General features: G+C 58.4%; 13 protein-coding genes and 2 tRNA genes. 9 read left to right on the top strand and 6 right to left on the bottom strand.

Annotation, left to right across the window (positions count from 1 at the left end; genetic code table 11):
- Positions 1 to 169: 169 nt before the first annotated feature.
- Genes ACY3GB_RS21870 through ACY3GB_RS21855 form a run of 4 tightly spaced genes read left to right on the top strand, consistent with a single transcriptional unit; the run spans position 170 to position 11,033 of the window.
- Complete coding sequence (locus tag ACY3GB_RS21870; RefSeq protein WP_463090588.1) at positions 170 to 1,915, top strand: Eco57I restriction-modification methylase domain-containing protein; 1,746 nt, start codon at positions 170 to 172, stop codon at positions 1,913 to 1,915.
- The gene (locus tag ACY3GB_RS21865) at positions 1,908 to 4,565 is read left to right on the top strand and encodes a hypothetical protein (RefSeq protein ID WP_463090587.1); all 2,658 of its coding nucleotides are present in this window, start codon (positions 1,908 to 1,910) and stop codon (positions 4,563 to 4,565) included. The genes ACY3GB_RS21870 and ACY3GB_RS21865 overlap by 8 nt, the downstream gene beginning before the upstream one ends.
- 7 nt (positions 4,566 to 4,572) lie before the next feature.
- Positions 4,573 to 8,739, top strand: coding sequence for a helicase-related protein (locus tag ACY3GB_RS21860; RefSeq protein ID WP_463090586.1), 4,167 nt, complete (start codon positions 4,573 to 4,575; stop codon positions 8,737 to 8,739).
- On the top strand, positions 8,736 to 11,033 hold the full coding sequence (locus ACY3GB_RS21855; protein ID WP_463090585.1) for a hypothetical protein: 2,298 nt from the start codon (positions 8,736 to 8,738) through the stop codon (positions 11,031 to 11,033). The genes ACY3GB_RS21860 and ACY3GB_RS21855 overlap by 4 nt, the downstream gene beginning before the upstream one ends.
- Before the next feature lie 351 nt (positions 11,034 to 11,384).
- Here ACY3GB_RS21855 and ACY3GB_RS21850 read toward each other — a convergent pair whose 3' ends face one another.
- The 3 genes from ACY3GB_RS21850 to ACY3GB_RS21840 are packed head-to-tail and all read right to left on the bottom strand — an operon-like array spanning position 11,385 to position 15,185.
- Positions 11,385 to 13,346, bottom strand: a complete 1,962-nt coding sequence (locus tag ACY3GB_RS21850; protein ID WP_463090584.1) for a hypothetical protein — start codon at positions 13,344 to 13,346, stop codon at positions 11,385 to 11,387.
- A complete protein-coding gene (locus ACY3GB_RS21845; RefSeq protein ID WP_463090583.1) occupies positions 13,343 to 13,897 on the bottom strand; it encodes a hypothetical protein in 555 nt (184 codons plus the stop codon). The genes ACY3GB_RS21850 and ACY3GB_RS21845 overlap by 4 nt, the downstream gene beginning before the upstream one ends.
- Positions 13,887 to 15,185 carry a dsDNA nuclease domain-containing protein gene (locus tag ACY3GB_RS21840; protein ID WP_463090582.1) on the bottom strand — a complete coding sequence of 433 codons (1,299 nt, stop codon included), beginning with the start codon at positions 15,183 to 15,185 and terminating at the stop codon, positions 13,887 to 13,889. The genes ACY3GB_RS21845 and ACY3GB_RS21840 overlap by 11 nt, the downstream gene beginning before the upstream one ends.
- Before the next feature lie 1,582 nt (positions 15,186 to 16,767).
- On the opposite strand from ACY3GB_RS21840, the gene ACY3GB_RS21835 reads away from it, so the two are divergent.
- From ACY3GB_RS21835 to ACY3GB_RS21825, 3 genes are all read left to right on the top strand, one after another.
- The gene (locus ACY3GB_RS21835) at positions 16,768 to 17,256 is read left to right on the top strand and encodes a hypothetical protein (protein ID WP_463090581.1); all 489 of its coding nucleotides are present in this window, start codon (positions 16,768 to 16,770) and stop codon (positions 17,254 to 17,256) included.
- 124 nt (positions 17,257 to 17,380) lie between these two features.
- A complete protein-coding gene (locus ACY3GB_RS21830; RefSeq protein ID WP_463090580.1) occupies positions 17,381 to 17,701 on the top strand; it encodes a helix-turn-helix domain-containing protein in 321 nt (106 codons plus the stop codon).
- A 1,239-nt stretch (positions 17,702 to 18,940) separates the two neighbouring features.
- Positions 18,941 to 20,614: a recombinase family protein gene (locus ACY3GB_RS21825; RefSeq protein WP_463090579.1), complete on the top strand. Its 1,674-nt coding sequence runs from the start codon at positions 18,941 to 18,943 to the stop codon at positions 20,612 to 20,614.
- On the opposite strand, the gene ACY3GB_RS21820 is transcribed toward ACY3GB_RS21825, so the two are convergent.
- The 3 genes from ACY3GB_RS21820 to ACY3GB_RS21810 all read right to left on the bottom strand — a co-directional run bounded on the left by ACY3GB_RS21820 (position 20,582) and on the right by ACY3GB_RS21810 (position 22,002).
- A tRNA-Ser gene (locus ACY3GB_RS21820) sits at positions 20,582 to 20,672 on the bottom strand. The genes ACY3GB_RS21825 and ACY3GB_RS21820 overlap by 33 nt on opposite strands.
- A 52-nt stretch (positions 20,673 to 20,724) precedes the next feature.
- A tRNA-Ser gene (locus ACY3GB_RS21815) sits at positions 20,725 to 20,815 on the bottom strand.
- A gap of 59 nt (positions 20,816 to 20,874) precedes the next feature.
- On the bottom strand, positions 20,875 to 22,002 hold the full coding sequence (locus tag ACY3GB_RS21810) for a GNAT family N-acetyltransferase (RefSeq protein ID WP_463090577.1): 1,128 nt from the start codon (positions 22,000 to 22,002) through the stop codon (positions 20,875 to 20,877).
- 68 nt (positions 22,003 to 22,070) lie between these two features.
- On the opposite strand from ACY3GB_RS21810, the gene ACY3GB_RS21805 reads away from it, so the two are divergent.
- Positions 22,071 to 23,663 (top strand): NAD+ synthase, encoded by a 1,593-nt coding sequence (locus ACY3GB_RS21805; protein WP_463090576.1) that lies wholly within the window; start codon positions 22,071 to 22,073, stop codon positions 23,661 to 23,663.
- A gap of 143 nt (positions 23,664 to 23,806) precedes the next feature.
- The coding region (locus tag ACY3GB_RS21800; RefSeq protein ID WP_463090578.1) for a hypothetical protein at positions 23,807 to 24,100 on the top strand (294 nt) is incomplete at its 3' end.

The following is a 24,100-nucleotide window of genomic DNA, read 5'->3' as shown; positions in this document are numbered from 1 at the left end:
CCCTACTTCGACCTACATGACAAATGCCAATGAAGGCGCTCAAAAATTCAAATATACTATTGTCTTAGCGTAGTTGAGTTTAATTGAATCAGTTTACGCCGTTCACTACGCTAGTGATGCGCGGGATTTCGCTGACGAACAATCATCAAAGACTACGGAGGAGGGTCGTATGCAACTGTCGGTCGCCGACTCCCTCTGCTTCCATCGCCTCTGCAAAGCACTCCAGCCGTTGGTCGCGGCCCATGGCTCGGAAAATGTGGTGCTAGCCCTGCTGTCCCATTGGATGGCGGCGGTCGCGCCTCAGCTTACCTGTCCAACGGCCCCGCCACTGGAGGGTGACGCCTCGCTACAGGCCTTTCTAGCCTGGTTAGATGGCGCAGATGTGCTGACCGGAGCCTTCTGGATTAGCTCGGCGTACGCGCAGTTGGTAGACAAGGCGCGCCGCAAGAACCAGGCGATGTATTTCACTTCGCCGCACCTGGCCAAGCGGTTGCTCGACCATGCCGGCGACAGCCTCCTCGACGGCCCCATCGTAGACCCCGCGTGTGGAGGCGCCGCGTTCCTTGCGCCGGTAGCATTGCGCCTCGCGGAACAACTGGAAGGACGGGGGCAATCCAGCGCCGAAATCCTCGCCTACATCGAGCGCAACCTTCATGGCATCGACCTGGACCCGTTCCTGTGCCTGCTTTCAAAGACGTTCCTGCGCGTCGCGCTCGCCCGTCACATCGTCGCGGCAGACTATGAACCTGGCCTCCAGGTCACCGTTGGCGATGGGCTGAGTCGGGCCGCACTTAGCGCCGGCAGCTATGGACTCGTCCTCTGCAATCCGCCCTACCGCAAGATGACCCGTAGCGAGACCGCGCCTTACGTCGAAGACTACGGAACGCTGATGCAGGGGCAGCCCAATCTCTATACGCTCTTCATCGCGCGGGCCATGGAGCTGCTACGCGACGCTGGAACGGCGGTACTCCTGACGCCGATGAGCTTCGTGTCCGGCAAGTCATTCTCGGCACTCCGGCAGCAAATGACGCTCTCCGGACACGTCCGCCGGCTCGACCTCATTCACGACAAGATGGGGGTCTTCCTTGGTGCCGAGCAAGACACGGCCATCACACTCTGGCAGAAGCATTCCACGGAGGCGCGGGGAACCGATATCCATGTATTACAGGCCGAAGGAAACTGGGTCTGGACCGGACGGCCTCCCCTGCCGCCCAGCACCCAGCCCTGGCCCCTTCCGCGCGAAACAGACGACGCGACCTTGTTGCATCTATTCGAGCAACGCCAACACACCCTGGCCTCTTATGGCTACGCCACCAAAACGGGACTCATCGTCATGCACCGGAACCAGTTACCGACGCATGCGAGACGGATGGATGCGCACCATCCCGGCCACCTGATGCCCTTGGTCTGGCAAAGCGACATCTCCGTCAACAAGCCGTTATCCCTTGCGGAAGCCCTCTGGGTAAGCCACCGCTACATCGACATTGGACAATGCGATGCAGCGGGCACCATCCGCCGCCCCGCGGTCGTCATCCAGCGCGTCACCTCTGCAAAGCAGCCGCGCCGCCTGGTATGCGCACCGGTGCCCGAATCGGCCTACCGGGAATTTGGTGGGGTAGTTGGAGAAAACCACGTCTGCTTCATCGAACAGGTCGGGGACACTGCACTCGCCGATACAGAATTGCTGTGCGCCATTCTGCGAACCAGAACTGTGGACCGGCTATTCCGGTGCATCTCCGGGGTCACCAATGTGTCCGCTTATGAATTGGCCGCTTTGCCGATGCCGGACCCAGTGATGGTCAAGCAAGCCATGGCGGCCGGCCTGGGTATCGAAACTGCTGTTCGCATCGGATTTGGACTATCACCTGCGCCCTTCGCGCGTGCCCACCATGAACTACGGACTTGCGATGAATAGCCTACAGAGCGCCGATGAATGCATGGGGGCAGTGGAGTCTGACCCACTGTCCGCCGGCGGCGCACCGTACAATCAAACGGGGAATCAAAGTCACGTAAGCGATTTTGCTCTCCGTTTTTTTGCAAACCACGATGACGAAACGCCCTTGGCCCCCTGCCCTGTGACCGAGGAGTTGGTCGCCCTCTACCTCAAGGTCGCCAAGGAAAAAACGGCGCATCTCGCCTTGGTGTGGCCAGGCTCCCTGTCGATGGTCCCGCTACTGCACAGCCTAGCCTGTTTCCGGTGCTGGAACGATGGCTACAAACGTGGCGTGCGCGGCTTGTACTATCCGGCAAAGCACAACTCTTTCTACCCGTTAAATCACATCTTCGTCAGCCGCTCCAAGCTGTTGGAACTGGCCAACAGGATTATCGAACCCTATTCGGCTCCCCAAAACCCACTCATTCGCGAAGGGCTTCGCACTAAGGACAGCTTCCTGTTTGCGGTCAACAGCATGAAGCGGGAGCTGACCGAAGCGAGTCTCCGGCCCAGTATCAACGAACTGCTTCCGCATTTCCTGCGGGAAGCTCCAGAGCAAGCCTGGCCCAGCTACGCCGACCGCTTCTATTCCCGCCTCAAATCCAAGCTGGCAGCACGCAAACAAGGCAAAGCCCTCCGCAACTGCACGTTCCCCGAACTCGGCGCAGCGCCGTCCGCGCCGGACGCGCTGTTTGCACTCGGGTATCGCCTGAATGGCGAGGACCTCGAAACCGCTTTGAAAGGGCTGCGCAAAACCGCCCCACCGGAAGTCGTGCTCATTGACGCGACCCGCCAGGCGATGCAATCCGTCGGCGGGCAGCAACAGCACATCGTCGCATTCATCATTCAGCTTCGTACCGTGTTCAAGGGGCAATGTCCGGGCATACTGGTCGCGATGGACGACCCACGACAGATGAGTCTGCTTCAGGCCGCGCTGATGCACGCAGAAGAGGACGAACCGACGCGTGGCCGGCTAGCACAGCATGGCTTTCTGTTTACGCCTATCGGCTTCGGCCTGACGGCTGAGGGCAAAGCGCCGGAGCTGAATGTCCAGGACTGCAGGATTCGGGCGGTCGTGACCGACTTCGAAGCCGGCAAGCTTATCGACCAGTTCTATCACTGCGCGAAGCGGCTTGAGGCGCAAAACCAAAATGCCTCGGCCGTGTGGGGCACAATGAACTTCCTAGCAAAGGTCTCCCACTTGCCTGGCGGCTCGCGTGACCTCATGGACGAGCTACATCGGAGGGGTGCCCCACCCCAAGCAATTGCGGCGTTCGACTGGCTGCATTGCAAAGTGCCGTTGCTTGAATTCTTGCGCAGCGGTGAGGCGCTCGCCGAGCGTACCCTGCTGGAAAAGTTGCTCAAACAAGCCGACCAGCTGATGGAGACGCAACGAGACCACACGCCGTTAGGCCTGCTAGTGGTGACCGAGCTCGAGACTGCGGCAAACACCGGACACACCGCTACGGTGGTGGTGCGCTCGTCTTTGCATCGGGACGTGCTGCAGGCGGCGTTGAAGCGAAGCCCCCATCTCCCCGACCTGGTGGCCGACAACCGGCTGTTGATGACCAATCAACTGGTCGCACAAGACCGTCCAATCGAGACGGAGCGCCTCATCTACGCAGATATGAACGCGGCGGTGTTGCGTGACATTGTCTGCGGACGCTTTGCGGGCCGCAACATGGTGCTCGTTCTGACCGCACCGATGGCGGCCCAACTCAAGCACACCATCGAGCCATTGCTGCAGGTGCCCGAGTTTGCGATGTTCCATGAACGGCTCGGCACCATCCTCCAGGACATTGAAGAGCAATTCCAGGCAACCGGTGTCTCGCTGCTAGATGACCTCGAGTTCCGCCAGACCAGCTTCAAACTGACCACGTACGATGACATCGACTTGAGCGTGTCCGACGCGGAGGCCGTGCTGATTGCGCTGGATAACGACTTGATACTGCATCGTGGGCTGCATTCCCATGTCTACACCTACGACCCGTTGCACGCCGCCGATGGTCATTCCGGGTTCCACACCATCCCGGTTGAGGAGTTGGAGGCGGGACAACAGGTGTTCGTGATGTCGAGCGAGCTGCGCGAGCTCATCGAAGCAGTGCTGCAGGACAAGGGGCTCTCAACCGACAAGCACCTGTTATTCGAGCAGGGGCTGCGAATGTATCACGAGCGCGTCAGAAAACAAGTCAACACAATGTTTCATGGCAGCCAAGCGGCTCAGGCGCGGATGCTCCAAGATAGGATTTTTCGCCGGGACTCCTCACTGGCCCCGGAGCTAAACAATATCCGACATTGGCTGAACTTGGGGCATTCGCCGGATACACCGTTCGACAAGCTGGCGCCACAAGCACCGCGCAAATTCAAGCCGTTCTACGCCTTTTGCAAGGAACTGCGCTTTCTGGACGCCGAAATCCACTGGTTCTGGGACTTCGTGATTCGCCCATTGCGAGGAATGCGACGGAAGGACGGTCGTTGGCTCAGCGACATCTACGCGCGCATCCTGTTCGACCCGGAGTCGGCGATTGCGTACATGGGCTTGAGCAAAGACACCATCGACGATTTGCGCCGCCAAGCGCTGGACAACGTGTTCACCGTCTTGGAAGTCGTACTACCCAACCTTGAGGAGTGAGCAGCTCATGACCTTGCTGCGCGCCAACCCGCAGAACATCGACCCCTCGTTGAAGGAAGCAGTCGCCGACTCGTTTCTGAATATCCTGTACGCGCGCGTTGCCGGCGGTGGCGAATTCGGCCAGACGCTGTACGGAGCCAAACCCAGTAGCATCTTGGTGTCCGGGTTCTTGCTGCCGCGTCGCGCCCTGGACGACGGCGACGAGGTGACGAGTCCGATTTGGATTTCGGGGCACGGCCTGGACTTGCAGGTCGCAAAGTCGGGAACCGGGCTGGTGCGCCTGACGCCGCGAATGAGCGTCTACGTCCGGGTGTTGCCGACGGAACAGGATTTGCGCGAGCGCGACGACTGCCGCTTCCGGCTGCGCATGCGTCAGGAGGTGGCGACCCGGTTCAGGACCACCGTCCGAGATGCGCTGAACGCGGCCTGGGAGCCGCTTAAGGCGCAGTACCAGACCCGTGCCGCGTGCCCCAACTGGAGGCAGATTCAAGATGAAGTGCGGGAGCGGGTTCGCCAGGAGTTCGGCCTGCCACCAATGGTCAATCTGATGCCGCGGCCGAGCCACCCCGATGTGGCCGAAGGAATGGGCGAGCAAGAACTGGACGAGGGCGGCATGACGGAAGTTGCGCAGCCAAGCGAGGACGTCATCCACCAGCTGCGCGATACGGACTTCGAGCCGCTCGAGATTCCGCAAAAATGGTACCGCCTGGACGTGGCGCTGCCGCCGCTTGAACTGAACGTGCGGGGCTCGGCGACCAGTATCGCGCAGGCGCTCAATGCGCATGAGGCGGCGATGAAGACCGCGGTGGATACGCGCATCCGGGAATGGCTACTGGACTCGCATCCAGACACCGGCGGTAGCCATTGGGCCTACAAGCGCCATACCAGTATCCTGCCCAGCGAGTACCATGACTGGCCGCGTTGCCTAGCGGTGCTGCGGACAAACAATGCCCCGCCGGCGGTGCCCGACCTCAATGTGCGCTGGGAGGTCGAAGTCAGCCCAGACTGGATAGACCCCAGCCGACTCAACGTTCATATCGCGCTCGAGAACCAGTCAGCCTTACCGGCACGTGGGGACGACAGTGTCGAGACCGCGGTGTTCCAGGTAGGGTTGGACATCGCCCTACCGAAAGCGGAGCACCGCCGGCTGAAACTGGAGCGTGTCGACCCGTCCTACCGCTACAACCGCCATTTAAGCTATGCCGCCATAGGATGCAACGGAGGGGTGGAAGAACGCGACAGCGCGGTAGACGAAGTGGCGCTGAGCACCACCTGGATGCCCAAATATCGCCAGCCGCGCATCGTCCCGAGTACCTACGCTGGTGTCGTCCGCAACATGCGGGCGCTCTCGAAACCGACCTGCCTGGCGGGTCTGACCCCGATACCCGTTGCCTTTGCCAGCTGGCTGGAGATGCTTCCACAACAGGTCAATCTCGAAACGGGCATCGAGGGAGACGCCCAGGCAATCGAAAGTGAACAGGGCCAGTTCCAGAAAGACCTGAGGAGTTGGCAGAGGGAAGGGACCGCCATCCAGGCGGGGCTCGCCATTCTCGAAGAGTCAGCCCAGTTCTGGAAGAAGCGCGGGCCGCAAACAGACGCGCGAGCGGTGCCATTTGAGGCCTGGCTGGCCATGAACGAAGCCATGGCGAACCTGATGCAGAGGCGCGTGAAGGACGATTCCGCGCAGTGGCGCTTGTTCCAGATAGCGTTCATCCTGGCGAACCTGCCTGCGACCGCGACGCGCATGCCCGAGTTTGCCCAGCATTACGTAAAGTCCCGAGATGACGCGGTGACCCTACTGTACTTCCCGACCGGCGGCGGCAAATCCGAAGCATTCTTCGGGCTGCTGCTGTTCACACTGTTCCTGGACCGACTGCGGGGAAAGGCGCTGGGCGTGACAGCGATGATTCGGTATCCGCTGCGGCTGTTGACCATCCAACAGGCGCAGCGCGCCGCGCGGGTGCTCGCCGAGGCCGAGCTGGTCCGACAAGACCACGGGTACGGCGGGGAGGCGTTCTCCATCGGATTCTGGGTCGGCAGTGGTGGCTCGCCTAACTGGCACCGCAGCAAGGGCGTCACCGATATTCCGAATGTCGAAGACGTCGCGCTACCGGAGGCCGCGCTGCGCGACGCCGACGCGAACTATAAAGCCGCGAACCAGGCATGGAACAAGCTCCCATCCTGCCCGTTCTGTGGCACGATGACCGGGCTGCGGCGGTTCCCGGAGCTCGGCGGCACCCTCGCACATGTCTGTACGAATCCAGCATGCCGGTGCAATGCGGGCGGCGTGCAGCCGATTCCCTTCTACATCTGCGACGAGGACATTTACGACCTAGCGCCTTCGGTGCTCTTGGGAACCGTCGATAAGCTGGCACTCATCGGACATTCGGCCCGAACTATCCGCGCCGTGCTCGGGATGCTGGGCACAGCGCCCTGGTATCAGTCCGCGACTGGGCGGTTGCATGCGCCGAATCCAGCGGACCTCAAGGCGGGCCCCGAGAAAGGCGGCTACGAAACGGTGTTCCCGGCCTACAAGAACGGAGCGCGCCTTTTTCACGACCCGTTCCCCTCTCTCATCGTGCAGGACGAGGCGCACCTGCTCGACGAGTCACTCGGCACGTTCGCGGGGCTGTTTGAATCGACCCTGGATGCGATGTTGCACTCGCTCGGGCGCTGGATGGAAGGCATCGTGGCCACGGCATCCGACGGGGAGCGCCGTAGGGCGAAGGTGATTGCCGCTTCGGCCACGGTGTCCGAACCTGAACGACAACTCGAGCACCTCTATCAGCGTCACATCCCGGCAGTCCAATTCCCTTACCCTGGACCGGACCTACATCGCTCGTTCTATGCCTTGCCGGAGGAACCTCCGGCGGACGAGGCCGAGCGTTGCGCATTGGGCGACGACCGGATTGAGCTGCGTGCCCAACTCGCCCGCATCTACTGTGGCTTCATGACCAACGGCCGGCCGCACACCACGACTACCACGACCGTGCTGGCGAATTTCCACCTCACAGTCACGGTGCTGTTCGAGGCGCTGACCAGCGACGACCCGGATACGCAGCATGCCGCGCAGCGTCAGCTCGCCGAGTACATTTCGCCGTCGCGCATTCAGGCAGGACTAGCCGCCAAAGTTAGTCAGGCCCCTCTGAAAGAGCTGGCCACGCTTATCGACCTGCACCGCATTTCCCTGACCTACGTCACCAACAAGAAGGGTGGTGACCAAATCATGGCGGCGGAGTCCGAAGAGGTGCGCAAGCTCCACAAGGCGACCGGGCGTACGCTCGATGCCTTGGTAACCCGACTCATCACCGGTTCGGTTGAACAGGGGGAAATTCAGGCTACCGTCGAGACCGCCCAACGGCGGGTGCAACCAGATGAGCCGCTGCCGCCGCTGCAGGATGCGCTGCGTTCGATTATCGCCACCTCAGCGGTCTCCCACGGCGTCGACGTCGAGGAGCTCAATTCGATGTTCTTCGCTGGCATGCCCTCTGACATTGCCGAGTACATTCAAGCTTCGTCCCGTGTGGGCCGTACGCATGTCGGATTTTGCGTGCTGATTCCCACTCCACAGCGTCGCCGAGACCGTTACATCATCGAGGTGTTCGATGTGTTCCATCGGTTCCTCGAGCGCATGGTCCAGCCGGCCGCCATCGACCGCTGGGCGACCCGTGCCATCGTTCGGGTCGTACCGAGCGTGTTTCAGTCCTGCGTGTGTGGGACGATGGCGATTAGTGAGTTCCTGCGCGCCGAGGATGACCAGAAACCCAACTGGAAGACTAACGAATACATACGGGACTTCATGCCGGCCTTCTGGCGGGACTCGAAGCAGTTCATCGAACTTATTGCCGAGTTCGTCTATCTGGCCATTGGTTTGAAGCAGGGATTCGCGCCGCAGGCTGAGGCGTTCTACCGTGCCGAGTTGTATTCGCGGATTCGGCGTCTGCTCGAGGAAATGGCCCGTGAGCAGAATGCGAATGGGTCGTTGATGGACTTTTTCCGGCAGTTCTCCGACAACCTGCAAAAGCCCATGACCTCATTGCGGGACGTCGACCAGGCGGGGGTCATCAAACTGGCGCACAAGGGATGGCGGGGCGAACGCCTACCGGTCGATGTCGTGAGAGACGTGATGGCATTCATGCGACGAGGTTACGCCGAGGCTGGAGACGAAGAATGAACCACAGAACGACCCGCCAAGGCGGCTTCGATAACGACGCGCCCGAGCGCCCAGCCGCGCCAACCATGAACCGTTCGCAAGGACAGCTGGCCAGTGCTTACGCCCCGGGTGCGTTTTTCACCTTCGAGGGGGGGCTGGGAGCCTGCATTGCCATTCCTGACGCGAATGCCCTCTATCAGACCCCCAGCCTTTCACCCCCGACGCAAAACCAGATTCTTGGGCGATTGAACGAGGCGGTGAGCAGTTGGTTCAACAGGGCCATCAACTGCCGTCCCAACGACGCGAGCCACCCCGTGTCGCCTGAACTCTGCGTGGACATGACGTTGCTCAACAACGAGCGGACAGGGATTCAGCCGGTAGACCGGGGGAGGTTTGTCTTTGTCTCTCCTTCGCAGATGGGATACGCACCGGCCCCCCTGACATTCGTCTGCAACGCATGCGGACTGTTCCGCGGGTTCAAGACCGTGGTGGAGTTCGAGAAGGCCCGGTCCTCGCTGGCCGCACGGCAATGCAGAGCGAACCACGGCCATAGTTGCCAGTGGCGGCAGCTTGATGTGATTTTCGTGCACTGGTCTGGAAACTGGGAACCGGTGATGCCCAGCAAGTACGACTGGGACAGCACTCGCAATCAGTTGCGCGAGCCGATTAATCGCTGCTCACACTGCCACTCCGAGGAATTCATCCTCGACACGAGCTCCCCGAGTATCGGGAAATGGTTCTTCAAGTGTGCGAACCCCAAGTGTGGATTCATCGACGAAGGCGGGTGGCTCAAGAACGATAAAGTCACCATCGAGGTGCTTCGGGACCAGTTCGCTCGTGACCGTATTTCTGAAGGGCGTATGGAGCCGGTCTCCTATCGCGCGTCTTCCGCGCACTACGCCCTTTCCGAGCAGTTCATCTTGTTCGACGCCGAGAGCGACGACCTCTTGGGGCTACTGGACCCCATCAAGGCCGGCGACCTGGAAGCCTTCATCGCCGAGTATTTCGGCTACGGAAAAACACGCCCATCCGACGCGGAGATGGAGCGGGAACTCAAGGCGCGCGGCATGGGTGCGGTTTGGGCCGACTACGCCAGCCGAAAGAAGGTATCGGACACGTTCCACCAGCAGCTCGCCGACGCGCAGGCTTCCGGTAACTCCATGGTCGGCACGATGGAGAACATGGTCGCAACAATCGACAGCGACCTGGCCAAAACGGTAGACGGCTGGTTCGCCGGGCCGTCCCCAATCCTGAAACCGCTTACGGAGCTCCCCGGAGCGCTGACGGGCTTGATGAACGCGCGCGAGCTATTCTCAAGCCGCTACGACCCGTTCCGCCTCGCAGTCGAGCACGAGGCGTTGCGGCGCTCCAAGCTCCATGCACCGAAGGGGACCGGTGGCCGTCTGCCGTTTGTACGCTTCACGCATCTGGATGCCGACCTGGCCCCGCATGATGATGAACAAAAGGCAGCCCAGGAGAAAGCGACGGCTTTGCGGCTCAAGCAGCTTGGCGTCGAAACCATGGGGCTGATTCGCGAATTCGACCTATGCCGGTTCACCTATGGCTATTCGAGGATGCAGCCCGTTCCGACCTTCGAAAAGCGGCAGCGCATGATGCCCGTGCGGTTCAACCTGTTTCCTTCCATCCAAACGGAAGGCGGTGGAAAGCATCCCCTCTACGTCGTCACTCAGGCCAATGAAGCCTTCTACGTAAAGCTTGACCAGGTTCAGGTCTATCGTTGGCTGCGGGAGCTCAATCCCCACGACATTTTCGACTGGAAACCCGAAGACGGTCCGCTGGGGGCGAAGTTGCTCGAACGGGCTTCCCCCTTCGGACGGTATATGGAGCATCTCCCCGCCCGGGCGCCATCATCCAGTTATCTCTATACCTACACGCTGCTCCATTCGTTCTCGCATGTGCTCATGAAGGCTATTGCGGAACACTCGGGTCTCGATTTGGGGTCGTTGGGGGAATATCTGTTCCCTGCTGACCTGGCCTTTGTCGTGTATCGAAACGGCACCACGATGGACCTCGGCAATCTCTCTGCACTGTGGCGGAACGAGAATGAGCGCTTCCTGCGCCATCTACTGCTGCCCAAGACGCTGCAGTGCAACTCGGGGTCGCTTTGCGACGCCAATCCAAAAAACCCCGGTGCGTGCCCGGATTGCATCCTCGTGCCCGAAACCTCGTGTATCGCGATGAACCAGCTGCTCAGCCGCTCAGTGCTGCGTGGAGGCAATCCCCCGCGGGAAGACGGCGACCATGTCGGCTCGCGAATTCCCGGCTTCTTCCAAGTAGTGAACGATGCCTGCTGACTAGGCGATGTAGTGGGCCCACAACGGCTATACGACGTGCTTCTTTTCGACAAGCTTCCTCCTGTTCTCTTGCGTGTGTTTTTTGAGCAAGAGCCAAGATGCCGCCGATAACCTCTCCGAGACACTGTTAGAGCTGTGTGGTCTTTCCCTACCATGAAGAAGATAGACCACTCACGGCCCAGGTCACAAACAAACGGCAGGTACGCCGCGATAGCTGATGCTAGGTGCCACTGCCGAATTCACAGTCTCGGGCAACTTTCAGACATCACAACCACCGAACCTGTCGGTGCTATTGACCGCCTCAGGAGGTACAGCCAGCCCATGCCGGGGATGATTCCTCCAACGCGGCGGCTAGTTGCTACCAAAATCCCCTACAAGATAGGGAATGAGTGGCGGGTTATTAGGGTCGCCATTGACTAGGTGTCGACTGTTAATCTGCAGGTCGATATCGTCAGGTACGGCATTGAATTCGTTGTCGATGATGACAAACTGAGTCTCGACCAGCTCCCCTGCGGCAAGCTCATAAACCAATCGGAAGAACGCCGCGATGACTTCGGGGTTTTCGACAGAGCTGACATTCTTGGTTGGCGTGTCAATAATGAGCACCGGAGGCAACCTGGCGTCGCCCGCTCGAGCGCAGACCCGATGCAGGGCCAGCGCGTAGCACGTCTTGAACAACGCCTTCATTCCTCCGCTTCCAGCGTTGTCGAAGGAAAGCACCACAAGTGCTTCCTCCGCCCCTAAGGGAATATGAGGATAGAAAGTCGTGGGGTCAATCTCCACACGATAGTCGGCTCTAACGTCCGGAAACTTCGCCCGCACCAAGCAGTCTAGGAAGAGCTCGCCCAGTAACTCAACGTTTTTTCGGTCATTGAAAGCCGACTTCTTGGCTGCCTCCAGCTTGGCCTTTAACTCGGTTTCGTCAATCTTCAATGCCTCTGCCTGCGCCTGTTGCTCTTGAAGTACGTCTGGCAGCTTTCGGTATCTCAGCATCGAATCAAGTCGCTGCTCCAGAGTGGCTACCACGCGCTCGTGCTGCAATGCCTGAGAGAGGAACGCTGAGTCATACTCCTTCAGTCTGACCTCCAGCGAACGGTCCGCTGCGCTGCGCTCCGCTGCTATTTCGGCCGCGCGCAACTGAACGGACCGCTTTTGAGCACGCATACGCGCCAAGGTCTCCTTCAGCTCTGCTTGACGAGCGCGCAGGTCCTCGTTGACCACGGATTCGCCGAGCGCCCCTTCTGCATCGGTGATGTGCTCAGGCTGTCCACAAACCGCACAGAGCCGGGCCTCGCGTCCCGGGAGGGTTTGGGTGCATCGAGGGCACGACGAAAAATCAACGCCTCCCAGAACCATCCGAGCGGAAGCTGTTCGCTGAAAGCGAACCGAAAGCATCTGAAGCTCGTTGGTGTGACGCTCAAGCTCTCCGATGCGGAGGTCGATGTCCGAAGAGGCCTGCTCAAGCGCAATCTGTTCTTGGGCAAGGCGTCGCGCGTGGTCACGCAGTTCCTCCGCAGCATGCGGCGCTGGCGAACGTTGCTGCCTCGCAGCCTGTGCGGCCGCGCGCGCGCGGTCGATTTCAGCCATGGTCGATTCAATCTTTTCGTCATAGGCATTGATATCCTCAAGGCCAGCATCCATCAGCGCCTTTGCAAGCGCCTGAGCGCCGGACAACAGCCCCAAGCGTTGCTCGCGGACTTCCTGAAGGTGCGACTCCAACTCAGCGACCTGTTCCGTGCGGTAGCCGAGGACATATCGCAAAGCATCGACGCTCTTTGCACGAATTGCGTAGTTGTCAGAGTCCAGTCTGAAGAAGACGTTGTCCATCCCCTCCTGGTCAAGATAGCAAAAACGAAACAGGTCCCGGAAGCTCAAGCGCTCGAGGCGCTCGTCGGGTGTTCCCTTGCGCCGACGTACGTACGGCGGCTCCTCTTTCGCAAGATGGAATAGCAGGTCCGACAAAACCGCGACGCCCGAGTTGGGCATAACTTCGTTAGTCCCTTTCCTTGCCGGAATCAGAACCTGCAGAGTCTCATCCCCTTCTTGCCAAGCTGCCATCACCTGACTCGAGTCCCTATCACGATACAAGGTCACGGGAACGTCGTTGACTAACACTTCCAAAGCTGCCCAGACCATTTCCGCCTGCAAAGCAGGAGTCCAGGCGTAGCTGCCACCAAGGCAAAAATCGATGAGCCGTCCAATACTCGATTTTCCGGACCCGATGGGGCCGAAGAAGTAGACAACACCAGGCAAGTCGATTCGCTCAATCGATTTGTGGAGCGACAAATGGAGCTTATTTAAAGCTATTCTCATATGGCGATTTCCTCCCCCCACTTCATGTCGGTCAATTCAGGGAAAGTTGCATAGATAAAGTTCTTCAAGTCCGTCCCACTGCGATTGCCAAAACTCTTGGCCACGAGCTTCGCGCGGATGGCAAGGTCTTCAAGTGGTTCTTGGTCCGCGAGTGCAGCAGCCATAGCTTGTCCCTCCGGCGTAGGCCAGAGTTGAACCGTCTTCCCCTTAACATCTACAGCCACGAGTCCTCGGGCCTCCATCAACGCGACCCACCGGCGATATCTGTGGTCCCAGGGGCCATATCGGAACCGAACCATCTTGCTTTCAATGGTCGTGCGCTCAAACTCGGCCACCTCTGCCTTGGCCGGATCCTTCCCGACAGACGTCAACGCACGCTCAAGGCAGTTGGGATAACGCAGCAGAAAGTCCAGCTTTGCAAGCTTCGTTAACCCCTCGACAGGGCGGCCTTTGTCGCCCGCGTGCGCAGCCATCAGCAGTAGTAGCCGTGCCATGTGCAAGTTGTCATCTCGTTCTGTCGCGGCGAGCGCACGGGCAAGTTCAAGCGCCATCTTGGGCTTCCTCTTCCAGCGGGGTGCCCCATGCGAACTTGCATTCGCCTGAAAGCATGCCGGCGATACCCATCAGGGTGTCTTTCGGCTCACGACACACGCGCTCAGGCTCCTCCTTCGAAAGGCTATCCATTCGCTGCAGGATTTGCTTGTAAATCGCGAGGCCACGCGTCTTCTCGTCAGCATGGTCAAAGGTCATCGCCTCGACGTCCTTGCACTCGACCAGCACAGTTTTGACGAGTTGATTCGCGATGGCGTCAAAGTCATCGGGTTCCAGTAACGCTCGCTCCATCAAACGCTGGTCTGCCGAGTCCATTCGCATGCGTAATGGCTCAAATTGACTACCAAGATAGGCATTCCGCATTTTACGGTTCAGCACTTCGGCTCGGCCAGTCGTGGCACCGATGTCTATGCCTGCTCCGCTGTCGACAAACCGGAAGATTGGCTGGCGAACCCTAGCTACGGACTCGGCCGCCGACTCTGGAGTTATGCATTTCCCTCGTATTGCAGCATCAGGCCGACCGTTCGTAGCTAGATACGCGACAGCGCCATCTATCCCATCGACTCGCAGTCTGCAGGCAGCTTGAACCAGCCCTATCAGTTCATCCCTCAAGCGGCAGCACGAAACCGTTGTCAGCCCGGCGCAGCCAGGCAACTCAGGAACAATCGAAGCGGCTAAGGTGTCGTCATACCCCCGAAGGACCGGCCCCTGTGCGAATTTAAGCTTGCGCAGGACTTGAAAGAGCACTGTTGCATCGCCGCCGGTCTTGCCGTGCAGCCTTGCAAAGGCCGCTTTGTATGGTTCTTCCACCTCTGAATGGGTCGAGACCCGGGAACAGCACTGAATGAGGCGGTCAGGGCTCGCTGCAAGCGAGCCCGCCCTTTTTGTCGTGGCGGCCGGCACATAGGGTGCCGCGTTTGAGATGAACTCGTAGCCGTCGATGACAGCTCCATGCGTCCTCTCGAAAGCGCAGAACCGTGTGACAGAGTCAACCAGCGCATCGTCACTCCATCGCCAGTGCGCGTTCTCGCGGCTGTCCGTCTTGACCTGGACGGCAATGTACCGGCCGGTTGGCAACTCCAACAGGTAGTCTTCGTGATGCTCACACCACAGAGCGCGAATTGGACGTTTGCCGGTGAGGCTCTGCGCTAGCAACCACACGCCAATGGCCCATTGATAGCGAAACCGCTCTTGGGTTTCATCTCCCCGGTCCGAGGGCGCCGTCGCAAGTCCATCGACCTGTTCCGGCAGCCCGAGGGGCAAGGGTTCACTTTTCTTCCGTTCCATCTATACTCATCCCGGAATGGTGCCTAGCACTTTGTGCAAGCATCCGACACAGGCTGCTACCTGACAATTTAGTTGACTCAAGCATGGGCCAGTGTACATCGCTCATCGCCACTGAAGACCTGCATCGAGTGCTAATTGGACGTTGACTCATTGCCCCCGTCTGTGGCGCTTTTCTGCGACTGCCGACATTCACGGAGCAGCATCGAACATCGCCTATCAGCCCGAACCAGTCGGCGGGCGGAACATGCGCAAGGGCTCATCATGGCCGATAGCTGCAATACTAGCACAGGGGCATAACTGGCCGCTTCGGCTGAGTTGCATGCATACGCTGGCGGGCAGGTTTCAGAGCAAAGCAGATGTTCAAATGGCTGCATCCCCAGTTTTTTGAACGTCAACTCCAGGCCGGACTCGGCTGGCAAGCCCAAAGTCGTGACGACGGCAGAGCAATCGATATCGGTCGCAACCAGCAGAGAGTACCGGAGGTGGTCAGCGTGGACCGGCACAAATGGTCAGATTCTCCGGAATACGCACCCCTCCTGCCTTCTCCTGCGCGCCGGATGTCTCAGAATCTCTCCCGCATCAGCTTTCCTCGTCGCGCAGGTGGTTAGCACCTCGTCCACGCCGGCAGCAATCGCTGCATCACCGAAACCCATCAATAGATAGGGCGGCCCTTCTATCCAGCGGCATTGCACACGGCGGTTAGCATTCAGGTTCTTGCATCATCGGGGGCATGAAATGTGAATCCTGGAACGCTATCTGGAAGGGAGTTGGTGCGGCAGTAACATTGCCATGAGCCACGTACATCACCCCTCGCAATAACTGGTAAAATAGCTTTTACTGGTCATTTCTGAATCATTAAGAGGAAGAATACTACCAGTATTAGCAGGTGACCTTCTGGCGTTCCCGTATAGCGACACATAAACTCAGGCGGCATCGATACCGTTATTATTCGCCCTACGGTTAAATCGAAGTCGGCCCCAAGCTGAATTTGCCGTCTTGGCGCAGCCGTTGGTAAATGGACGTCACATCACGACGAATATTGGGACCTAACCAAACGAGACCCTCAATCAAGCCATCACAGACCCAACGTCCATTCAAATGAAACACCCCGGTTCTTATGACGGAACCAGTCTCTCCCTGCCCGAGGCTTTGTTGCATAATTAAATTTTGTGCCGCTGCACGGCAAAAAACACCGAGAAAGTTGCCGATACTGATGTGAAATTATCCACCCCAAACATGCCACCGTACTTTCATGATTTTGAGTTATGCAACAAAGTCCATTGAGGGCTAAGGTCAGGATTTCGTGGACGCGCAATAAGGGCAGGCTTTTTCCGTAGCTTGACGACATTGAGGCACAGGTCTATCGGTAGCAGGTATCAAGAAGTATCTGCGGTTTTGATACTTCTCAAAATGGATGATACCGCTTGAAACCAGGGGGCCATCAGCCTGGTAATTGAGACTATGCTGGTCAAACTTGCCCAGTACTGAAAGTCTATCTCCTCCCCCCTCCCAGAGCACGCTATGATTCGGTCAGACGACATGTACTTTTGAGCACACGTATATATGGGATGGGGGATGGACTGTGAGACGTCTCAAAGAGGTAGTCGATAAGCTGTACCACCCACCGAAGGATGGGAGGCGTCAGGTATTCGCGTTATCTCGCCCTGAAGCGGAAAAACTGCCCCGTTTGCCAGCGGTAGCCATGATTTCCATCACTGCGCCAGAGCGACCGATTGCAGCGGTTGACGGCTTCGCCTACTTGCTCCGCCTGAGCTTCGCGGATGTGGACTTCCTGAATTCCTCGCTCTCCAAGAAGGCCCAACAAAAAGCTCAAAATGCGTTCACGCCTTCTCAAGCCTCCCAAATCCTTGGCTTCGTGAATGGCTTGCCTGGTGACGTTCATTCATTAGTTGTGCATTGCGAAGGTGGATTTTCCCGCTCATGCGCCATAGCCCTAGCACTGCATCAACGTTTTGGTTACTTAGCCGAGGTGGAGCGCTTGGCCAAGGGAAATCCGAGCGTGCTGCAACTGATGCTGGCTTGTCGCGCGCCCAATGAAAAAAAACGCTGACACAGGCAGTAGCAAAGGCATTCAACCTCGAAACAATCAGCAAAAATGTGCCGCTTGTTAGCCAATTTCATGTATAAGAGGAAAAATATTGCCCGTTGTTGTGAGCAGCTTTCAGGAGGTGGGTATGGCGATGAACACGGTTATCAAGTCTCAAACGGTCGACGAGATAGAAGAGGAACTAGGCGAACGGTTGAAGACGCTGAGAATACATCGCAACCTCGACCAAAAAACGATTGCCGCCCGCGCGGGCATCAGTGTCCGCACGCTGCGAAACTTGGAAAGCGGCAGTGGGTCATCGTTACGCACGCTGATTCAGGTGGTTCGGGTCTTGGGGCGGGAATCGTGGTTCGAGACAATTGCTCCTATCCCGAGCATCAATCCTCTCATGGTGACAAGGACGGCCGTCCCACGTCAGCGGGCCAGCAAAGCCAGGAAGCCAAGGTGATTATCTGACCACGGCGAGCTAGTACCTGCCCTCCTAGTGCTCGTTGCCTTGCCACCTTGTTCCAAGTCTGGGACAGGGCAACACTCCCCGCGTCTGAGGCACCTGATAGCATCTAGCAAATGGCTATACTCTGGAGCCACTAAATCTCCAGTCCTCGACAATGTGGCTCCTTCCCATGAGCCGCCGTCAGAATCATACAAAATTCAGACAAGACCACGTCGAATAGAACACTTTCCAGACAAAAAAACTGGCTCAACAGAGCAATTCGGCAGGAATCAGACAGCTGAGGCTAGACATTTTCCTACCCACAGGTTCCGGTGCCCCTGCATTTCTCCAATCGCTCGCCAAGTTCTGCCTCAATCTTCTGCAGAGTGCCTTTGCGCACTGCTCGCCTTGTTCATGGTGCCCCTCCAAATCCGCTCACTCGGGCCACCCGCAACAACCGGCATTATTATGTCTATTAAATCCAAAACCGCCAATAAGAGATAAATATGCTGCCGCTTGTTACGAGTTCTACACCGAGCAGCGCAGAAGAGCCGGACGTGGAACAACGATAAAGCTAAAGAAACAAACCAACTCGACCGGAAAGCTATTACCTGATATACGCAGCATCATGCACGAAAGCTCCTTTACTCACCCCCCCCGGGAAGACCTCTTGGTGCGCGACGCAGCAGTCGACAATTTGCTAATTTTATCCTAAATATTACGCCTTCCACACATCGAGTTAAGCTAGCTCACTGCAAGAACAAATGAGAAACATGCCAATTTTGTCGAAAACAATATACCAAGAAATTCAAAAATAGCACAATCGCGGACTCAACAATTAACGTTGACTCAAATTGAAAACGCTCTAAAATAAAAAATGATTATTGTCACTAGGCTATGCCAAGTGATTTTTATTTTAATCAAACCCGAGGTTGCCATGACTGAATTAAAAATTAAATTACGGCAACCAAAATCAAAAAGCCATCGAAAACCAATTAAGCATCTAGTGCTAGCGCAGGATATTGACAACATCACTCCACTCCCACCCCAGAGAAGCACAATAGATAACAACGCAAAAATAGAATATCTAGAGATAACCATCTTCATTTCTGAAAGATTATCGCTGCGCTGCAAATGTTTTCTGAATTTGGAAATTTGGATAGAACCAACTGATAATACTCAGATACGGAACCTTGCTAGGCAAGCCGTGTTACATATTGTTTCACTAAGGCTTCACGGATGGAAGGAGCCCACATGACCAGCACTGAAAACACAACCGAAAATATGTCTGTCGTCCTCTACGCACGCGTTTCAACAGAGAGGCAGGCAGCAAAAGACCTTTCAATACCAGACCAACTAGAGCGTATGCGTACATACTGCAAGGCACACGATTACACCGTATTAGGTGAGTATATTGATGAAGGCCGGTCAGCAACGGACGATAACCGGCCAGCCTTCCGTCAGATGGTTCAAACAATATTGGAAAGCAATAGAGAAATAAGAGCCGTTATTGTCCACTCATTTTCTCGCGCCTTCCGTAATGCGACAGATTTAGCTATATATCTCCGCACGCTAAGCAAGGTCGGCGCACGCCTCGTATCTGTCACACAAGACGTTGATGAGAGCCCAATCGGTAGATTCGTTACGCTCTTTTATGGCCTAGTGGACGAGATGAATTCTGCAGAGAACTCAAAGCACGTACAGCGTGCTCGGCAGGAAAATGCCAGAAGAGGAAATTTCAATGGAAGCAAACCCCCATACGGATATAAAACAAAGGAAACCAAGGCAATTGGTCACACGGGGTATCGAAAAATTCTCGTTGAAGACCCATCCGAGGCATCTATCGTACAAGAAATATTTGACCTTTACGAAGGAATTAATGCCGCTCCGATAGGAATGAAAAAAATAGTTGAGCATTTAAATGCGAAGTGCCTATATCGAGGGCAATTTTGGCGAGTGCAGACTGTTCAGAAAATTCTAAGCGACCCAGTTTATACCGGCGTCTATGAATTTGGGGCGAGATGGGCACGACACAACAAAGTCACTACTCCAGAACGCAGCCATGGCACAATCTTAGGCGACAATAACAAGCCCTCCTTTATAGCCGTCCCCGTACCTATAATTATTGACCAGGAACGGTTTTCACGAGTGGCCACCAGAAGAGTCTCACGGTCCCCGAGGAAAACCCCTCCTTTGCACGTAACGCCCAGAACCTTGTTGACTGGGCTTTGCCGATGCGGTTATTGCGATTCCCCAATGCACATTACTACAGGGAAGAGCGGCCGGTATCGCTATTTGAAGTGCAACAGGCGCAGCACCATCTCCGGCTCAATTTGCAATAGCCCAAACGTTCCGTACGAGCGCTTTGAAAGGCTCATCCTCAGGAGCATCATCGAGAACGTTCTGACAGAGCGCCGGCTACAGCAGATTCTTGATGACTGTCGCATGCACGCAAGCCACCTTCGCATGACTCAAGGTGCAGAACACCAAAAACTCGCCAAGACCGCAGCAGAGGTCACTAGAAAACTGAACAACCTTTACAAGCTTGTGGAAGACGACAAGATATGCGTCGACAGCAGCCTCAGAAAACGCATGCAAGCTTGGCAGGACGAGCTTAAGGAGTTAACAGCACAGCTGCATAGCACCAAAGTCTCAGTTGTGCTACCAGACAACATCATCAACAACATTGATGTCACGGCATTCCGCTCCGCCGTACTATCCATACTGGACAACCCTGATGGTGACGAAGCGAAGGCTTTCTTCCACCTCGTCGTGCAAGAAATTCGCATCTACGCCGACGAAGCGAACCTGGTGGGGCCAAATGTGGGGATGGTGGAGGCAGCGCTGACAATGAAAAAGGGCACCACGCATGCGGTGCCCTCATTCATGTGCAACTGGCGGAGAGGGGGGGATTCGAACCCCCGTTAGGCTATTAACCTAAACACGCTTTCCAGGCGTGCGACTTAAACCACTCATCCACCTCTCCGGAGGTGTCTTGCTAAATTGTCGAAACCGCCAGGCGATTCCGTAATGAATTCTGGCGGAGAGGGGGGGATTCGAACCCCCGTTAGGCTATTAACCTAAACACGCTTTCCAGGCGTGCGACTTAAACCACTCATCCACCTCTCCAGAACCCTGGATCGATACGCTGGGCGTTTCGTTCACAGAGGCTGCGCAGTATATAAGCCCTACTCATCCCGCGCAAGTGTTTTATAAGCCGAATGGGAAAATAACTGATCGACATAATCAGCCACGCCGTCGCGCTCGCGCCGCAGCCAATCGGCAATGGCCGAGCGGAAGCGCGGATCGGCGATATAGTGGGCGGAAACCGTCCGCTCCGGCTCGAAGCCCCGGGCTTGCTTGTGCTCGCCCTGGGCGCCGCCCTCGAACGTCCCCAGCCCCTGGCGGATGGCGTACTCCAGCCCCTGGTAATAACACAGCTCGAAATGCAGGCAGGGCACCTCCTCCAGCGCGCCCCAGTAGCGGCCGTACAGCGCGTCGCCGTCGCGGACGCACAGGCTGGCGGCGATGCCGCGCCCTTCCCGGCTGGCGATGAACATCACGCAATGCCCGGCCAGCCTCTCGCCTATCCGCCGGAAAAACTCCAGGTTCAGATAAGGCAGGGAACCATGCTCCAGATAGGTCTGCCGGTAGCAACGGAAGAACAGCTCCCAATCCGTCGCGGCGATGTCGCCGCCATCCAGCGCGCGCACCTCCACGCCGGCGTCCGCCACCTTGCGCCGCTCCTGGCGTATCTTCTTGCGCTTGTCGCGGCTCAGCGTGGCGAGAAAGTCGTCGAAATCGGCGTAGCCGCGGTTGCGCCAATGGAACTGCACGCCGTCGCGCAGCAGCCAGCCCGCTTCCCGCAGCCGGCCGGCCTCTTCCGCGGTCGGAAACAGCACGTGGGCCGACGACAAGCCATTGTCGTCCACCAGTTGCCGCAGGCCGGCGATCAGACTCGTCTGCTCGTCCGCGCCGCCCAGCAGCCGGCTGCCGGTGACCGGGGTGAACGGCGAGGCCACCACCAGCTTCGGGTAATAGTCCAACCCGGCGCGGGCGTAAGCCTCGGACCAGGACCAGTCGAACACGTACTCGCCGCGGCTGTGCCGCTTCAGATAGGCCGGCGCCAGCCCCACCGTTCGTCCGTCGCGCTCCAAGGCCAGCGGCAACGGCCGCCAGCCCGTCTCGCCGCCGACGCAGCCGGTTTCCTCCAGCGCCGCCAGCCATTCGCAGCCGACGAACACCTCCGCGCCCTCGCCGGCCGGCCACGCCGGTTGCGCGATGGCGGCCACGCCGTCATACAGTTGCAGCTGCAATGCTTTTCCTTTCTGAGAGCCTGTTCAGGTAAAATCGAACGATCAAGAATCATCGGTGCCCTCTCAAGATGCGTATCGCACTCGCCCAGTTCAACCCCGTGGTCGGCGACATCGCCGGCAATGCCAAAAAAATCGTCGACCTCGCCAACGCGGCCCTGGCCCAGGGCGCGGACATCCTGCTGACGCCCGAACTGGCGCTGACTGGATACAGCCCGGAAGACCTGCTGCTGCGCGACAGCTTCTACCGCGAGGTGGCCAAGGGCCTGGACGCCATCGAGCAACTGGACGGCATCACCGTGATCGTCGGCCATCCGGCGCGGATAGGCAATGAGCGCTTCAACGCCGCCACCGTGCTGCGCGACGGACATCGGCTGGGCCAGTATCACAAAATGCAGTTGCCCAATAATGAAGTCTTCGATGAATGCCGCTACTTCACCCCCGGTGCCGCGCCGCTGGTGTTCGAGCAAAACGGCGTCAAGGTGGGCGTGCTGATCTGCGAGGACATCTGGCATCTGGAGCCGGCCGCGGAAACCGCCGACGCCGGCGCCGAGCTGATCGTGGCGCTCAACGCCTCCCCCTTCCACCGCGACAAGATCGAAACCCGCCAGCAGATGGCGCGCTTCCGCGTCGAGGAAACCGGCTTGCCGATGGCCTATGTCCAGCTGGTGGGCGGCCAGGACGAACTGGTGTTCGACGGCGCGTCGTTCGCGCTGAACAAGGCAGGCGAAGTGGTCGCCCAGGCGAAGGCCTACGACGACGAACTGCTGCTGGTCGATTACGCCGACGGCGACTTCCAGCCCGGCAAGCGCGCCGCGCTGCCGGACGCGCTGGAAAGCGTCTACCGCGCGCTGGTGGTCGGCGTGCGCGACTACATCGGCAAGAACGGCTTCCCCGGCGCGCTCTTGGGCCTGTCCGGCGGCATCGACTCCGCGCTGACGCTGGCGGTGGCGGTGGACGCGCTGGGCGCGGACAAGGTGCACGCGGTGATGATGCCCTCGCGCTACACCGCCGACATTTCGGTGACCGACAGCCGCGACATGATCGCCCGCCTAGGCGTGAAGTACGACGAAATCGAGATCTGGCCGATGTACGAGAGCTTCATGGCCGCGCTCGCGCCGTCGTTCGCCGGCCTGGAAATGGACACCACCGAGGAAAACCTGCAGGCCCGCATCCGCGGCACGCTGCTGATGGCGCTGTCCAACAAGAGCGGCAAGCTAGTGCTGACCACGGGCAACAAGTCCGAGATGACCACCGGCTACTGCACGCTGTACGGCGACATGGCCGGCGGCTTCGCGGTGCTGAAAGACGTGGCCAAGACCCTGGTGTTCGAGCTCTGCCGCTGGCGCAACACCGTGTCCGACGTGATCCCGGAACGCATCATCACTCGCCCGCCGTCGGCCGAGCTGCGTCCGGACCAGAAGGATCAGGACAGCCTGCCGCCGTACGAGATTCTGGACGCCATCATGGCGCGCTACGTCGAGGATAACCAGTCCGCCGCCGACATCATCGCCGCCGGCTATGCCGAGGCGGACGTGAACCGCGTGGTGCGGCTGTTGAAGATCAACGAGTACAAGCGCCGCCAGGCGCCGGTGGGCCCGCGCGTCACCCCGCGCGGCTTCGGCAAGGACTGGCGCTACCCGATCACCAACAAATTCAGCTGACGCTCGCCCGGTCGGCCGCCTGCCAGCCGTCGACCGCGCGCGCAGGTCAAAAGCATAGTCATTTCAGCTGCGATATAATCCCGGGATACCCAGACGATCCGCCAAGATCGCGCACCATGGACATTAACAGGACCTTGACCACAATGACCCGCATGAAACTGGCGGCCGCCGCCGCTCTTTCCTCCCTCGCCCTGCTCACCGGCTGCGCCACGCCGCTGGCCGGCAAGACCCCCGACGAAGCCACCCGCAAGGTGATGCTGCAAAACTGGCAGAACGCCAGCTACAACTTCGACGCCCAGATCGGTTTCGACAAGCTGGCCTTCGCGGACGCCGACTCCGACGGCGGCGCCAAGTCGGCCAAACCCGACATCGCCGACATTATCGATCAGGTGGGCCGCTCCATCCGCGTCAACGTCACCGGCGCGGTCGACGCGCCG

The sequence above is a fragment of the Chromobacterium sp. Ag138 genome, assembly GCF_055181315.1.
Note: the sequence above shows the minus strand (reverse complement) of the source record. Positions and strands in the feature narration are given on the sequence as shown.